The 14,232-nt window shown below is 52.5% G+C and carries 12 protein-coding genes; 8 read left to right on the top strand and 4 right to left on the bottom strand.

What is annotated here, in order from left to right; genetic code table 11:
- Window positions 1–69 precede the first annotated feature (69 nt).
- From HMPREF0733_RS02835 to HMPREF0733_RS02820, 4 genes are all read left to right on the top strand, one after another.
- Window positions 70–3,399, top strand: coding sequence for an Eco57I restriction-modification methylase domain-containing protein (locus HMPREF0733_RS02835; protein ID WP_013397878.1), 3,330 nt, complete (start codon window positions 70–72; stop codon window positions 3,397–3,399).
- 248 nt (window positions 3,400–3,647) lie between these two features.
- Window positions 3,648–4,514: a MetQ/NlpA family ABC transporter substrate-binding protein gene (locus HMPREF0733_RS02830; protein WP_013397877.1), complete on the top strand. Its 867-nt coding sequence runs from the start codon at window positions 3,648–3,650 to the stop codon at window positions 4,512–4,514.
- 190 nt (window positions 4,515–4,704) lie between these two features.
- Entirely contained in the window at window positions 4,705–5,829 is a 1,125-nt protein-coding gene (locus HMPREF0733_RS02825; protein WP_013397875.1) for a methionine ABC transporter ATP-binding protein, read from the top strand.
- On the top strand, window positions 5,829–6,536 hold the full coding sequence (locus HMPREF0733_RS02820) for a methionine ABC transporter permease (RefSeq protein ID WP_013397874.1): 708 nt from the start codon (window positions 5,829–5,831) through the stop codon (window positions 6,534–6,536). Before HMPREF0733_RS02825 ends, HMPREF0733_RS02820 begins: the two co-directional genes overlap by 1 nt.
- A gap of 411 nt (window positions 6,537–6,947) precedes the next feature.
- Here HMPREF0733_RS02820 and HMPREF0733_RS02815 read toward each other — a convergent pair whose 3' ends face one another.
- Complete coding sequence (locus tag HMPREF0733_RS02815) at window positions 6,948–7,775, bottom strand: DUF1109 domain-containing protein (RefSeq protein ID WP_013397872.1); 828 nt, start codon at window positions 7,773–7,775, stop codon at window positions 6,948–6,950.
- Window position 7,776: 1 nt separating this feature from the next.
- Entirely contained in the window at window positions 7,777–8,535 is a 759-nt protein-coding gene (locus HMPREF0733_RS02810) for an HAD family hydrolase (RefSeq protein WP_013397871.1), read from the bottom strand.
- Between the two features lie 167 nt (window positions 8,536–8,702).
- Between HMPREF0733_RS02810 and HMPREF0733_RS02805 the strand changes: the two genes are divergently transcribed.
- Complete coding sequence (locus HMPREF0733_RS02805) at window positions 8,703–9,008, top strand: type II toxin-antitoxin system Phd/YefM family antitoxin (RefSeq protein WP_013397870.1); 306 nt, start codon at window positions 8,703–8,705, stop codon at window positions 9,006–9,008.
- 3 nt (window positions 9,009–9,011) lie between these two features.
- A complete protein-coding gene (locus tag HMPREF0733_RS02800; RefSeq protein WP_013397869.1) occupies window positions 9,012–9,431 on the top strand; it encodes a type II toxin-antitoxin system VapC family toxin in 420 nt (139 codons plus the stop codon).
- Window positions 9,432–9,542: 111 nt separating this feature from the next.
- Here HMPREF0733_RS02800 and HMPREF0733_RS02795 read toward each other — a convergent pair whose 3' ends face one another.
- Both HMPREF0733_RS02795 and HMPREF0733_RS02790 read right to left on the bottom strand, forming a co-directional pair.
- On the bottom strand, window positions 9,543–10,970 hold the full coding sequence (locus HMPREF0733_RS02795; RefSeq protein ID WP_013397868.1) for an FtsX-like permease family protein: 1,428 nt from the start codon (window positions 10,968–10,970) through the stop codon (window positions 9,543–9,545).
- Between the two features lie 2 nt (window positions 10,971–10,972).
- A complete protein-coding gene (locus HMPREF0733_RS02790; protein ID WP_041321870.1) occupies window positions 10,973–12,019 on the bottom strand; it encodes an ABC transporter ATP-binding protein in 1,047 nt (348 codons plus the stop codon).
- 67 nt (window positions 12,020–12,086) lie between these two features.
- Here HMPREF0733_RS02790 and HMPREF0733_RS02785 point away from each other — a divergent pair, with 67 nt between their 5' ends.
- Both HMPREF0733_RS02785 and HMPREF0733_RS02780 read left to right on the top strand, forming a co-directional pair.
- On the top strand, window positions 12,087–13,448 hold the full coding sequence (locus HMPREF0733_RS02785; RefSeq protein ID WP_244864805.1) for a histidine phosphatase family protein: 1,362 nt from the start codon (window positions 12,087–12,089) through the stop codon (window positions 13,446–13,448).
- The gene (locus HMPREF0733_RS02780) at window positions 13,438–13,899 is read left to right on the top strand and encodes a VanZ family protein (protein WP_244864803.1); all 462 of its coding nucleotides are present in this window, start codon (window positions 13,438–13,440) and stop codon (window positions 13,897–13,899) included. The genes HMPREF0733_RS02785 and HMPREF0733_RS02780 overlap by 11 nt, the downstream gene beginning before the upstream one ends.
- Window positions 13,900–14,232: the final 333 nt, after the last annotated feature.

The raw sequence follows: 14,232 nt of genomic DNA, 5'->3' as shown, positions 1-14,232 counted from the left end.
ATTATTCTATTTTGAAATTTGAGGTTACAATAGTATTGCTGTGCAGGGAAGATTTTAGGGGAGTGCTACGTGCAAGATATAAATATTGACAGTATTCTAGATTCATTTAAAAATCAAACTTTTGCTAATGAAGATGATATAAAAATACATACATATAGTAGCATAATCGAACCAATACGTAAGATATATGCACCTCACGTTAAATTTCTGTCTGAGCATAATTTTAAAAAAGGAGGCAGGGCAGATGCAACTGTAGGAAATATTGTTATCGAATATAAAAAATATAATTATTTCTCAAAAAATACGGGTATAAATGAAGCATTATATGGACGAAAATCTAAAATTAATGATAGTGGATTGTACCAGTATATTATAAATTCTATAGAAAATAACGATGTAGATGATTCAATTCTTGATACATTTGGAGTTGGATTTGATGGTAAACAGTGGATCATCTCTAGGTTTATGAAATCAGGCGATTTGCAAGACATTGATTTAACTAGGACAAGGTTTGAATCTTCTCAAAGTTCACTTAGGAAGCTTCCCTATAAATTTGTGCATAAAGTTTATAATCTGCGTGAAGGTATAAAGGAAATAATCTCACTTTTTAACGCAATGAATAAATTAAAAATGAGCAAAAATAACCTTGTTAGCTTGTTTGGTCCAGAAAAAGTTTATGTTTCTAATGCTATAAAGAATATATATAGTATAATTTTAGATAATTATAATAAATATAATTATGATAAATCTCCAACTCGAATTATGACTTTGTTCAATGAGTGGGATAGAAGTTTCGGAGTTATGTTTGGTGATGTATCTCAGGAGACGGAATTTAATGCCACATCTGATGCAATTCGAGAGTTATATAATATCGATAATACTGTAGACTATAAATTATTTCTATTCTCGACACAAACTTATTTTAATCTAGTTCTTAAGTTGCTTATCAATAGTTTTATAAAAATAGTTTCAGATCCAACTATAGATATTGGATTTAATTTAAAATGGAGCGATATAATTGAAATATTTGAAGGTAATGAAACTTATAATTCTAAAAAAATAAATAACTTTTTTGAAATTCATTATTATGAGTGGTTTACATATATAGGTGGGGATAACTTTAGTAAAGAACATCAAATCATGATGCAAGATGTAATTAATGATGTTCAAGAGAATATAAATAAGTTGGATTTGGCAACCTTTAAGTTAAAACCAGAAACGGTTCAGGATATTCTACAAGAAATATATATGTCGCTAATACCTGATAAAGTGAGGCACTTGCTTGGGGAGTATTTCTCGCCGGATTGGATTGTTGAACATGCTCTCGATCGTGTGGGATATACGGGTGATATAGAAGCTAGGCTTATTGATCCAACTTGTGGGTCAGGAGCTTTTCTTATTCAGGCACTAAAACGGGTTGTTTCGAAGAAGGAATATAATATTGGGACAGAAGATATTAAAAATATAGTTAATAATATAGTAGGGTTCGACCTCAACCCAATATCTGCGATATCTGCAAAAGCTAACTATATTTTGACGCTTTTTTCTTCTATTGATGAGGAAATATTGACGAAAGACTTGAATATTACTATTCCAATTTATATAGCAGATTCCGTTCTATCCCCTGTTGTATATAGCGAACAGAAAAGTGAGTTGGTTGTTGCTAGCACTTCTGTAGGGGATTTTGAAATTCCGAAATTTGATACATTCAGTGAGGCTAGTGAGTTTTTGGACGGGGTTACTGAGTCTATAGCTAATAGTCGAGGATATGCGATATTTTCTATTATGGTTTTAGATAAATTTAATTTGACTGAAACCCAAAAAGAGGCTGTGAAGACAATGTATGAAGATCTTACGCTACTCCATAGGAGCGCTCGAGATTCATTTTGGGGAAAGATTCTTAAGAATAGTTTTGCTCCTGTATTGCTTAAAAATAAATTTGACTACGTTGTTGGTAACCCGCCCTGGATATCTTGGAAGTCAATGAGCAGGACATATCGACACGGAACTTTAGAGGTTTGGAAAAGTTATGGAATTTTTGAAAAAAACGCATATGATAAAAAAACTACACACGATGATTTTGGAATGGCGGTTACTTATGTTGCTCTGGATCAGTATTTAAATTTTGGTGGTAAATTATATTTCTTGTTGCCATGGACCTTTGTTAAATCTACAAAAGGCGGGCATGGCTTTAGGAAGTTTAGGATTACACGTAATGATCAAGATATCCCGATTAAAGTATGTTTAGTTGATGACTATAATACTTTGCAGATTTTTAAACCCAAACATACGGTTCGCACAATAGGTATACTATTAGAAAAAGGTACCCAAAATACTTATCCCATGAATATGTGGTATGAATGGAATTATAAAGCTAATAAGGAAATATTTGACGCTCATGACACTTGGGATGAGGTCTCAGGAAAGATTTACAAAACCCGAAAGTCAGTGAAGCCTATTGATTCATCGGATATTCAATCCTCTTGGGCGACGTTGTCTGCCGAGAAGATTAACATGGTTGACAATATATTATTGCATGGTAAGAAGCCATATTATCGTGGCCGTAAAGGAATAGAACCAGCTGGTGCAAAGGGGGTGTATATTCTTAAAAGGCCAGAACCTTTGGGTGATAATTTAATCAGCGTTGTAAATGATATGTCCAGGCAGCGTCGCAAAGATATCAAAGATCGTGGTGAGCATCCTGGAATTATCGAGGATACTTATGTGTATCCTATGTTAGGTGGGAGGAATATTCATCGTTGGAAGGTAGTATCTAATGAATTTATGTTAGTCCCGCATACTCCTGAAACTCCTTACGGGATGGATGAGGTAGGTATGGCTAAGACTGCTTTTCTCACCTATAAATGGTTAGAATATTATCGGGAAGGGCTTAATGCAAGCCGAAAGCAAAATGGAAAGTTCTATGATCCTAAGATTCATCCTTGGTACCGTTTAGACAATGTAGGAAAGTATACTTTTTCAGATTATAAAGTTGTTTGGAAAGAACAGGCTTCTAGCTCATCTGCTGTTGCTATTGGCCCCTATAGCACTTTGCCTATGAGTGATTTATCAATATTTGGTGGTCAAGATAAACCTGTAGTAATTGACTCTAAGGTTCTAATGGTAAGTACCGAGTCTATGCTAGAAGCATACTATCTATCAGGTGTTTTGAATTCTCCAAGTGTGCGGACTCTAATAGATACATATGGAGTGGGATTAAATCGAGGAGTTGATGTCCTAAAAAATATAATGGTCCCTCAGTATGATTCAAATAACGAGATTCACCAGCAAGTGGCTAGGTTATCTGAAGAAATTCATATCTTGGCAAGTCAAGGTGATGATATTTCGTTGCATGAGTCTATTCTAGACACCTTTGTAATGCGTATGTATTTATCGTAACTTAATTCGTCCGCAATCGAAATAAGCATCATGGATTAGACGTGGCAACTCTAATATTACCCAAAATGTTAAGAAATATGACGAGCTTGACGGAGTGTGTCACAGTGGGGCCAAATAACTACCACCCACAGCCGGGGGCATGCTCTAATGGGTAAACACCCCCGGAAACCCGGGAACCACCCGCACAGGAGTTAAATCGTGCACGTGGTGGCGCATCGTAAACCCAAACAACAGAAAGTTTCATAGCCGTGAAAAAATTTGTTGCTGCACTGGCAGTTGTACCTCTCGTCTTCAGCCTCGCCGCCTGCGGTTCCTCCTCGAACAACGGTAACGGTAACAACAAGAAGGTCACCATCGGCGTGGTCGGCACCGAGAAAGCTAACGACGTGCTCAAGGAAGAAGCCGCCAAGCAGGGTATCGACATCGAATACCAGGAATTTACCGACTACAACCAGCCCAACCCCTCCGTGGAATCGGGTGATACCGACCTGAACCGCTTCCAGCACATCGCATACCTGGCGAGCTACAACGTGAACTCGGGTAAAGATCTGCAGATCGTCGGTTCAACCAATATTTACCCCATGGCTCTCTTCTCACAGAAGCACAAGAAGGTAGACGAAATTCCCCAGGACGGTACCATTGCCGTCCCGAACGACCCCGTGAACGAGGCGCGCGCCATTCTGCTGCTGAAGGCCCAGAACCTGGTAACCCTCAAGTCTGACGTGCACAGCCCCACCCACGACGATATTGACACCGAGAAGTCCAAGGTCAAGGTGACCCCCGTGGACGCATCGCAGACCGTGGTATCCCTGGACTCCGTGGACGCCTCCGTCATCAATAACACCTTCTTGGCGGATGCGGGTCTGAACCCCTCGGACGCCCTCGCGCAGGACGACCCCAACAACCCCGACGCCCGCCGCTACGTGAACCTGTTCGTGGCGCAGAAGGATAAGGTAGACGACGAAACCTACAAGAAGGTCGTTGAAATCTTCCACACCCAGCCTGTGCAGGATGCCGTGAAGGAAGACTCCAAGAACACTGCGGTTGAGGTGAACCTCTCCCAGGACGAACTGAAGCAGGCGCTGCAGAAAGAAGAATCGGCGCTTCGCAAGTAAAACAGACACGTGCATGAGTGCACACGGTAAATGCGGTAACCCGGAATTTCCCTGAAAAACTAGGCGAAAACCGGCTTACCGCCTTTGCCGTCCCTGGGGTGAATACATGCGGATGCGCGCCGCCGAGTACGAGCGCATCCGGCGTATTTTGCCCCAGCCCTAAAACACACGAGAGCAAAGAGAGCGTACAGTGAGCGAACAGGCAGCCCCGTGGGCGAAGAACCCAGAGCCCGGCGCCACCACACCGAAGGGCACTAACACCCTCATCAGCCCCGGCGCAGCGGACACCGGCGCCGAGCCCATGGTCACGATCGATAACGTCTCCAAAATTTTCGGCAAGGGCAAAAAAGAAGTTGCCGCCGTCAAAAACGTTTCCCTCACCGTCAAGAAGGGCGAGATCTTCGCGATTATCGGCTACTCGGGCGCAGGCAAATCCACCCTGGTGCGCCTGATCAACGGGCTGGAGAGCACCACCAGCGGCACCCTAACCGTAGACGGCTTCGAGATTTCCGGTAAACGTGACCTTGAGCTGCAAAAAGTCCGTACCAATATCGGCATGATCTTCCAGCAGTTCAACCTCATGAACTCGCGCACCGTAGCCCAAAACGTGGAGTTCCCGCTCAAGGTTGCCGGATGGAGCAAAGGAGAACGCACCAAACGCGTGCAGGAGATGCTCGAATTCGTGGGCTTGGCAGACCGCGCGAAATACTACCCGAGCCAGCTTTCCGGCGGGCAGAAACAGCGCGTGGGTATCGCCCGTGCGCTTGCCACGAAGCCCTCCCTGCTGTTGGCGGATGAAGCAACCAGCGCCCTTGACCCGGAAACCACGCATGAGGTACTTGAGCTGCTCAAAGAGGTCAATCGTGAGCTTGGGATTACGGTTATCGTGATTACCCACGAAATGGATGTTGTTTCCTCGATCGCCGATCGTGTGGCGGTCATGGAAGAAGGCCGCGTGGTCGAAACCGGAAGCGTTTACGAGGTTTTCTCGAATCCGCAGACCGAGGTTGCGCAACGATTCGTGGCGACCACCGTCAAGCAGAGCCCCACCGGCGATGCGGCTGCCGCGCTGCGCAAGAACCACAAGGGCTACCTGGTGAACGTCGAGATCGTGGAAGGCAACCAGGAACTCGGCAAAATCCTGGCGTACCTGGGCTCGCGGAACGTGCGCTTCAATATTGTGCACGGCGGCATTGAGACCTTGCAGGGGAAAGCCTACGGAACCCTCACCCTTGAACTTCTTGGCGATGTGACGAGTATTGATGCCGCGGTTGCCGAGCTGAAGACCGTAACCCGCGTACAGGAGGTGCGCTAATGTCTGCACTTGTGACTACTCTGCCGTTAGCGGCATCAACCCGGTCGGTGAATTGGGATACCTTCATTCCCGATAAGCTGGTTCCCGCCATCTTCGATACCCTGTACATGGTCTCTGTCACGATGGTGATCGCCGGTCTTCTCGGTCTGATTATGGGCGCCTTGCTGTACACCACGCGCACCGGAAATATCTTCCAGAACCGGTTTGCTTACACGGTGCTGAACGTGCTGGTGAATATCGTGCGGCCTATCCCGTTCATTATTCTGATCGCGGCTTTAGGCCCGCTCACCAGTGCGGTAGTACAGACCCGTTTAGGCATAAACGCGGCGATCTTCGCGATGACCTTCGGCGCATCCTTCGCTATCGCGCGCATTGTGGAGCAGAACATGGTCTCGATTGATCCGGGCGTGATTGAGGCTGCCCGCGCGATGGGTGCCTCCAAGCTGCGGATTCTCTTCACCGTGATGATCCCCGAATCGCTCGGACCACTAATCCTGGGCTACACCTTCATCGTGATCGGCGTGGTCGATATGTCGGCCATGGCCGGGTACGTGGGTGGCGGCGGCCTGGGTAAGGTCGCTATTGTGGACGGTTACCAGAGGTTCCAGGACCAGATCACCTGGGCCGTGGTTGCGGTCATTATTGTGCTGGTGCAGCTCGTGCAGCTCATTGGTAATATGCTGGCGAAGAAGGCTCTGCGCCGCTAGGATTCGCCGGATCAGGCACACTCAAGGGGTTTCCCGTGAAGCAATCGCTCTTCGTGGGAAACCCCTTGAGTTATGTTTGGGCTTGTGAATGTATAGTGCAGCCCGAGCCTGGTTCCTTTTTGTGTTTCTTGCGTGTGCCGGGTGAGTGGGTTTTTCTCGAACATGCCACAGAGGTAACGGGGAACTGTCGACCCGTGGAATGTTGTTGGCGCAGCCCGCATCATTCCGTGCGAGTTGCGAGTTTTGCGTCGTGAGCGCCAGCGAACGCGCAATGTTTGAGCTGGAGCATGGTGGTTATGCGGGCACCCAACCACTCATCGGTTGAGGTGGTGGTGCGGGCATTCAATCACTCACCGGCTGAGGCGGGGAACCACCCGCCCGTGCCCATCAAGACATCCGTAACCGCATCCGCTATGACGAGGAATCATCTTTATGGCGCGGGTTGAGCATCCCCGGGCGGTATCGCGGAATCTGCGGTGCATCGCCGGATGTGCCCTTCTGCTGGGCGTAATCGGTGGGGCGCAGCACCCGTTCGTCGTCGTCCTGCTGCGTGTATTCACCGAGCGCCATCATGCCGTAGATGAGCGCCGCGAAAATCAGCAGGGTCGTGCCGATCTCGCCCCACATGACGATGTGATTGCGCCTAAGCGTATCGTCCACATGCGCGTAAATAATCGGCACCACCGAGAAACACCCCAGAATAGATGCGGTTCCCGCCGCCGCCAGCACGTGCGGCAGTATCCACCAGCGGCTTCGTTCGCCGCGTTTGAGCGCGCTCTCCCCGGGCAGGCGCAGCCAGGCGAAGAGGCGACGGCGCACCGCGACCCAGCCGAAGATGCCTGTCCCGAAGGTTAGAGCCCCGGGGAGTGAAAGGTACAGGGCGCTTGAGAGCATGCCCGAGAGTGTGAGGGTTACCCCGACCGCCACGGCAATCAGGCTGAGGGCGTTCACCAGGCGGCGGCGCGCCCGCACCTTCAGGTGGTCGATGAGTTCGGGAGGAACCGCATCCGGGTCGGGTTTTTCTTCCCAGAACGGGCGGTAGTATTCGAGTTCTTCGGCGCTCATGTTTTCAAAGCGCAAACCGTAGCGCCCCTGCCCGCTCTGATAATGCCCGCGCGGGTTTTGTTCATGCTGGTTCGGGCGAGCCTGTTCAGTCTGGTTTCGCTCTGAGTTCTTCTCGGGTTGGTCGCCAAAATTCTGCTCGTTGCGGGCATCTTTACCCGGGTTCTGAGGTGTCATTTTAGCTCTCCGCCATCAGGGTTGTGGATGCTTTCACCGCCGAATCCTCCAGCCGTGCCACCCAGTCGCGCGCCGTACGCCAAAGCTGCGGGTCGGTAAACGTGTCGAAGTGCCCAAACCCGCGCGGTGCAGTCGCAAAGTCACCGTGGGGTGCATAAATAAGAACCTTAGTTCCGGCGTCTCGTGCCGCCTGCGCGCCCGCCGGTGAGTCTTCGATGCTGAGCGCATCCGGCCCGGCGAACCCTAGGCGACGTGCCGCCTCCCGGTAGATATCGGGTGCGGGTTTGCCGTGGGGAACGTCGTCGCAGCTGACCCAGGTGCGCACGAGCGGGGCGTACCCGTAGGTGTGCATTTTGATGTCGAGAATGCCTGCCGTGGAGTTGGACGCGACGGCCACGGGCATATGCTCGCCCAGGTAGCTGAGGAATTCTTGGGCGCCGGGCACGAGATCCACACCGGCGTTGATAATATCTGCTTCGATGCGTGCAAGTTCAGTGAGCGTATTGTGCTGATGCTGGGCGTATTCCTGGGTGTTGTTAGGGTCGCCAGTGTATGAGAGATGCGCGAGCGTTTCGGCAACCTGATGCGCGGAAAGCCCGGTTAACTGCTCTTCGAGGTCGTCGCTGAAGGGGATATTCCAACGGTTGAAGAGTTCGCGCTGCACGCGGTTCCAGGCGGTCTCGGAATCGAGAAGAACCCCGTCGCAGTCGAAGATTGCGCAGCGGGGGAACCAGGATGCGGGCACGGTGTGTTCAAACATGTCTCCATCTTCTCACACCCGCCCTCCTATTACTCCTATTCCGCGAGCAGGTGGTTTTTGGTGCGAGCAGGTAGGAAAATCCTACCTTTTCGGCAAAATCCTACCTGCTCGCGGTATTCTGAAATATAGTAACATTACTACAATTGGACTTTGGGGGAGAGAAAACTATGACGACTACAGTATCAGCACGCGAATTTAATCAGAATGCCAGCGCCGCCCTGCGCCTTGCCGCAGAAGAACCCGTCTTTATTACCAAACGCGGCACACCGACCAACGTTATTTTGAGTATTGAAGACTATCAACGACTGGCCCAACCGCAACCTCGGCGTTCCTTGGCGGATGCGCTTTCCACCATGTCGGCAGAGGCGGGCGAGATTGATTTTGATATTGACCGCGAACCGAGCATCCCAAATCCTCACCGTGAGGTAGACTTCGCTGGCGATGGTGACTTTTTCGGCAGCGAGGAGAACTAATCCGTGTACCTTGCCGATACAAACGTGATCTCTGAACTGCGTAAATACCACTCGGGCAGAATTCATCCTTCGGTGCGCCGTTGGGTGGAACACGTAGACGTGAACGACGTGTATATCAGCGTGATTAGCATGATGGAGATTCGCACAGGAATTCTGCGGCATGCCCGTAAAGATGCGGCTCAGGCTCAGGTTCTGCAGCAATGGTTTTCTCATGAGTTTGCGCCGGAGTTTGCGGGGCGCATTCTGCCGGTTTCTTTAGAGGTTGCTCTCACCTGCGCTGAACTCTACGTGCCGCATAAGAAATCAGAATACGATGCGCTGATCGGCGCCACCGCCCGAGAACATCATCTGATGCTGGTGACTCGTAACGTTGCAGATTTTCAGGGCATGGACCTCGATATTCTCAACCCGTTCGAGTTTTAGTCTTAACGCTTAGTGTATGCCGCGAGCAGGTAGGATTTTGCCGAAAAGGTAGGATTTTCCTACCTGCTCGGACCAAAAACCGCCTGCTCGCGGACAAGGGAAAAGAAAATCCTACACCGCCGAGACCGGTTTGCGGCTGACCTGCTCCATGACGGGCCCGGTTGCCGCCAGCGCCGCAAACACCAATCCCAGCCCCACCGCAATCGAACCGAATACCAGCGCCGCGGTGTACAGCAGCCCCGTCTCGGTGAGCGCCGAACCAAGCAGCAGCACGAATAGCGGCAGTGCCACCACCGCAGACATACAGCTCACCAGCAGCAGTGGGCCAAACACTACGATGCGCCTCGAACGCTTCAAAACCGTAGCTTCAGTACCCATCATCCGCAGAGAAGAATACAATGAACCGCGCTCATAGATAGCGGCGGACTGGTTCAGCAGCGCCGAAAGCGCTACCAGCAGGTAGGAGAGGAACAGCACCAGCACTAGACCCTGCAATATATCCCCAATAAGATAGGACTCCGCCGAGCCTTCTTCCACACCCGGCGCGGAATTGACCATGCCCAGAATCGGTCCCACGAAAGCGGCAATAAACGTGGTCATGGCCACCCCGGAGACCTGCCGCCAGGCGGCGCGCGGCGATTCCATAATAGAGCGATATGCCAGCAAGGTTGCGGGGGTGCGGGCGGTGCGAACCCGAATGCGGGCGTACAGGCCCACCACGAACCCGCCAATCAGGTCTACGGCGAGCATCGTGAGCAGGATCGGCAGCCCAAACATGATGGTGGTTACTAGCACCAGCACGAACCCGTTCGAGCCCATCGAATCAGCGGCGAGATTCATAATGTGGGAGGCAATCGCCCCGACGAAACCCACCACTAGAAGCGCACAGCCCAGAATGAGGGCGCGTTTACCTAGGGACGGTTTGTCCGAACGGGTGCGTACCCCCAGTGGGCTGATGGTCACTTTAGAGAGCCCAAAGAGCGAACTAGTTGCGGCGATGATCAGGCACACAATCCCGCAGACCAGCACGATAGGCAACGGCAGCAACATATTTTCGGGACCCAGCGGGATGTTCTGGAAGCGCAGCATCCCGAAGGGCAGCACCAGAATCAGGTACACAATAAACCCGAGCACGAACCCAACCGCAGCGTAGATCACGGAATCGAGCATGGTGTAGAGGGTAAGTCGCCGGGTGGAGGCGCCCAGCAGCCGCAGGGTTGCCAGGCGGTCGTCGCGGCGGCGTGCGCTAAGCCGTGCCGCGGATGCGCCGAGCGTGAAGAGCGGGGTGAGCAGCAGGAACCCGCTGATCCAGGCGAGCATCAGGTATAGCGGCTGCATCGTGTGCGCCGTGTTTTTGGTTCCGGATCCCGCCTCGACCGAGGTGGCCGTGCTGGCATCCCCGCCCAGCCAGGTGTAGAAGGCGTGAATACCTCCGGCAATCAGCAGAAAGAGCGCCGCAGATGCGGCAAACGCAAGCACCGGAAGAACCGCCTGTGAGGTGGGCAGGGTGCGGCGCGCGAGAAGTTTGAAGGTCTGCATTCTTAGGCGCCTTTCCCCAGGAGGCCGCGCATCGAGAAAAGACGCCGGGCGGGTTTATATGGCGCTGGTGCATGGTTGCGTGAGACCGCGGTGTGCGCCGTGCCCGGAGTATGGGCGGGAGAGTAGCGAACGTTCGCGGGCAGCTGGGTTTGCACGGAAACCCGGTTGTATGTTTGGGGAGGGTTTACCGCGGGGTTCCCTGGCTGGAAGACGCCCGGTTGTGCGGAAGGAGCGGGTGCCGCATCCTGAGGCGGTACCGGCTGGCTCGGCGGCGCGGGCGCCCGGTACTGCGCCGAATCCCCGCCCTGCTGCCCGGGCGCGGCAGAGTCCTGCCGGTTATCCTGCACAATCTGCCCGTCGTGCAGGTGGATGGTGCGGGAGCATTGCGCCGCAACCTGCGGATCGTGGGTGACGATCACAAGGGTTTTACCCTGCTGCGGAACGAGTGTGAGCAGAAGATCCATGACCTCTTGGGCGGTCACGCTGTCGAGTGCGCCGGTGGGTTCATCCGCAAAGGTAATCGGTGCACCGGTAATCTGTGAACGCGCAATTGCCACGCGCTGTGCCTGCCCGCCGGAAAGTTCGCCGATGCGTTTCTCGCACATGTCGCCTAGCCCCAGCCGGGCGAGCAGGTTTGCGGATGCGCCGCGTGCCTGCTCGCGCGACATCCCGGAGATCATGGCGGCGAGCGAGACGTTTTCTTCTGCGGTGAGCTCGGGTATGAGGAGCCCTTGCTGGAAGATGAATCCGAAGGAGTTTGCGCGCAGGCTTGTGCGCTGTTTTTCGCTTAGGGCGCCGAGTTCAACGCGCCCGCCCGGTATCTCGGGTCCGCCGCCGAGCACCTGAATGGTGCCCGAGTCAATGCGAATAATGCCGGAGAGCGCGTGCAGAAGCGTGGTTTTTCCGGAACCGGAGGGTCCCATGACGGCCACGGATTCGCCGGGATAAATATCGAGCGAAATATCGCGCAGTACTGTGTGCTGTCCGTAGGATTTGGTAAGGTTGCGCACCGAGATGACGGGTGCGTATGAGGTGTAAGAAGTATTCATAGCATCCATTTTTCCAAGGGAGACGGGGCGTTTTTATCCGTCTACGGAGTGAAAAAATACGGCGATAATGCCGGGTTTTGCGCGGGTTTTCATCCCTAAGGATGAGCGGGGCGTGTTCTGGGATACGGCTCTAAATCGTGAGGATGATGCCATACTTAAGACCATGACTGACGCACAGACCCACCATGAACACGCTGAAACGCCCGGTAAGATTTTTCTGCTTCGGCACGGGCAGACCGACTGGAATATTAATCATCGGTTTCAGGGCAGAACCGATATTCCGTTGAACGATACGGGGCGTGAACAGATTCGGGGTGCCGTGCCGCAACTGCGTGAGATGGCTCAGCATGGCGTGCAGATTGACGGTGTGGTTTCGTCCCCGCTTGAGCGTGCGGCGGAGAGCGGTCAGATTGTTGCCCGGGCGCTTGGGGTGCCGTATCTGGGCGCATACGCGGGATTAGAAGAACGCTCATTCGGTGATTTGGAGGGTGAGGCTGCAACCCCTGAGCTGGTGGCGGCATCCCGCACGGATGGGCATAAATACGGGGTTGAGGAGCGCGAGGCCCTGGTGAGCCGCGCCCTGACCGCTCTGAACCGGGTGCGCCGCGAGCATGAGGGTAAGAACATTGTGGTGGCTACCCACGGCATGCTGATTGCGGTGACGATGACCGTGCTTCTGGAAGGCCGCGAACATGAGGGTTACGAGACGATTGACGGCATGTTCCCGATTCCTCCGAATGCTTCGCTCACCGAGCTTCCTATCGATTATCTTGACGATGCGATTGATGCCCACGTACTGGTCAGCCGCCAGCCTAAGCTGCACGCCGAACCTTTCCCTAAGAACCTGGCGGGCGGTTCGCTTACGCTAATTCGCCACGGACAGACCGAGTGGAATAAGAACCAGCTCATGCAGGGTATCAGCGATATTCCGCTGAACGATACCGGTCGCGCACAGGCGCGTGAAACCGGGGCGAAACTGCGCAGACTGGGTTTGAGCTATGACCGTGTGATTTCTTCACCACTGTCGCGGGCTTATGAAACCGCGCAGCTGGTGGGCGAGGATTTCGGGCTTCCGGTCAGTGAAACCTACCCTGACTTGGTGGAACGTAATTATGGCGCCGCCGAGGGCGTGAATATTCCCGTTCCCGAGCGCCGCGCCCCCGACCGCTACTATCCGCAGGTAGAGACCGAACGTGATGTGTATGTGCGTGCCGTGCGTGTTCTGCGTGAAATTGTGCGCCAGTATCCCGGGGAGCACATCATCGCGGTGAGCCACGGGAGCCTGATTCGCCGCGCTATTTCGGCGGCGCAGGGGTACGAGCATACGCAGACTGTGCCGAACGCTGAGCCTCTAGAGGTCGATCTTAAGGGGCTTTTCGCCTTTGATGAGAACACGGTGTTCGATGAACGGGGCCGTCTTGTCTGGTAGATCTGGCAGAGTGTTCCGGGTAATCGGATGGGCGCTTTTTGCCCTGTATTGCGTCGCCGTTGCCACAATCGTGTTCGCCCCGCAGCATGTGGACGATAACGAGGCCGGTTCTCGCTTGGCCTCGCTTATCGATACCGGTCACGCCCAGGGTTGGCTTCCCGGGTTTATCACCTATGCGAGCATCGAACAGCTCTCGAATGTCATTATGTTTGCCCCCGGCGGGTTTTTGCTCATGCTGTTGCTGTTCTGCCGTGCCCGCCCGTGGCGCAGGGTAGGGGTAATTACCCTGGGCGCGGTAGCGGTCAGTGCCGGAATCGAACTCATTCAAACGGCGATGCTCGAACGCACCGGCGACCCCATAGACGTGCTCATGAACGGGACGGGTGCATTTGTTGGTTCCCTCTTCGCCTGGGGTATACGTGCTTTCTTGATGCGCTGGGTTAAGAGGTAGTTCACGGATATGGATGCTTCCGCTTCGCTCTGGCAATGGCGACAGCCCTAGGCGCTCGCGTAAGCCGGCGCATCCTGAACGCGTCACGCACTAGAAAACCTTTGTGGTTCAAAGGCAGATCAAAATCACTCGCGCCCGAACTTTCAGAATCCGCGCATCCGGTGTGGGTTTAGATGTTTTGTGGGGTGAACAGTGTGTGTCTGTTGTGGATTATTTGACCTTAAGTGTGGTTTCGAGGGTAAATTCACAAAAAATCGATGATTTATCCGTGGGTTATCTTGACGCACCCACATAAACCCACATAAAATCAAGGGCAAGACTGTTGTCTTGAGT

Source organism: Rothia dentocariosa ATCC 17931 (assembly GCF_000164695.2).
In the GTDB taxonomy this organism is placed as follows: domain Bacteria; phylum Actinomycetota; class Actinomycetes; order Actinomycetales; family Micrococcaceae; genus Rothia; species Rothia dentocariosa.
The sequence above is the reverse complement of the archived record's forward strand: the minus strand, read 5'-3'. Positions and strand labels throughout refer to the sequence as shown.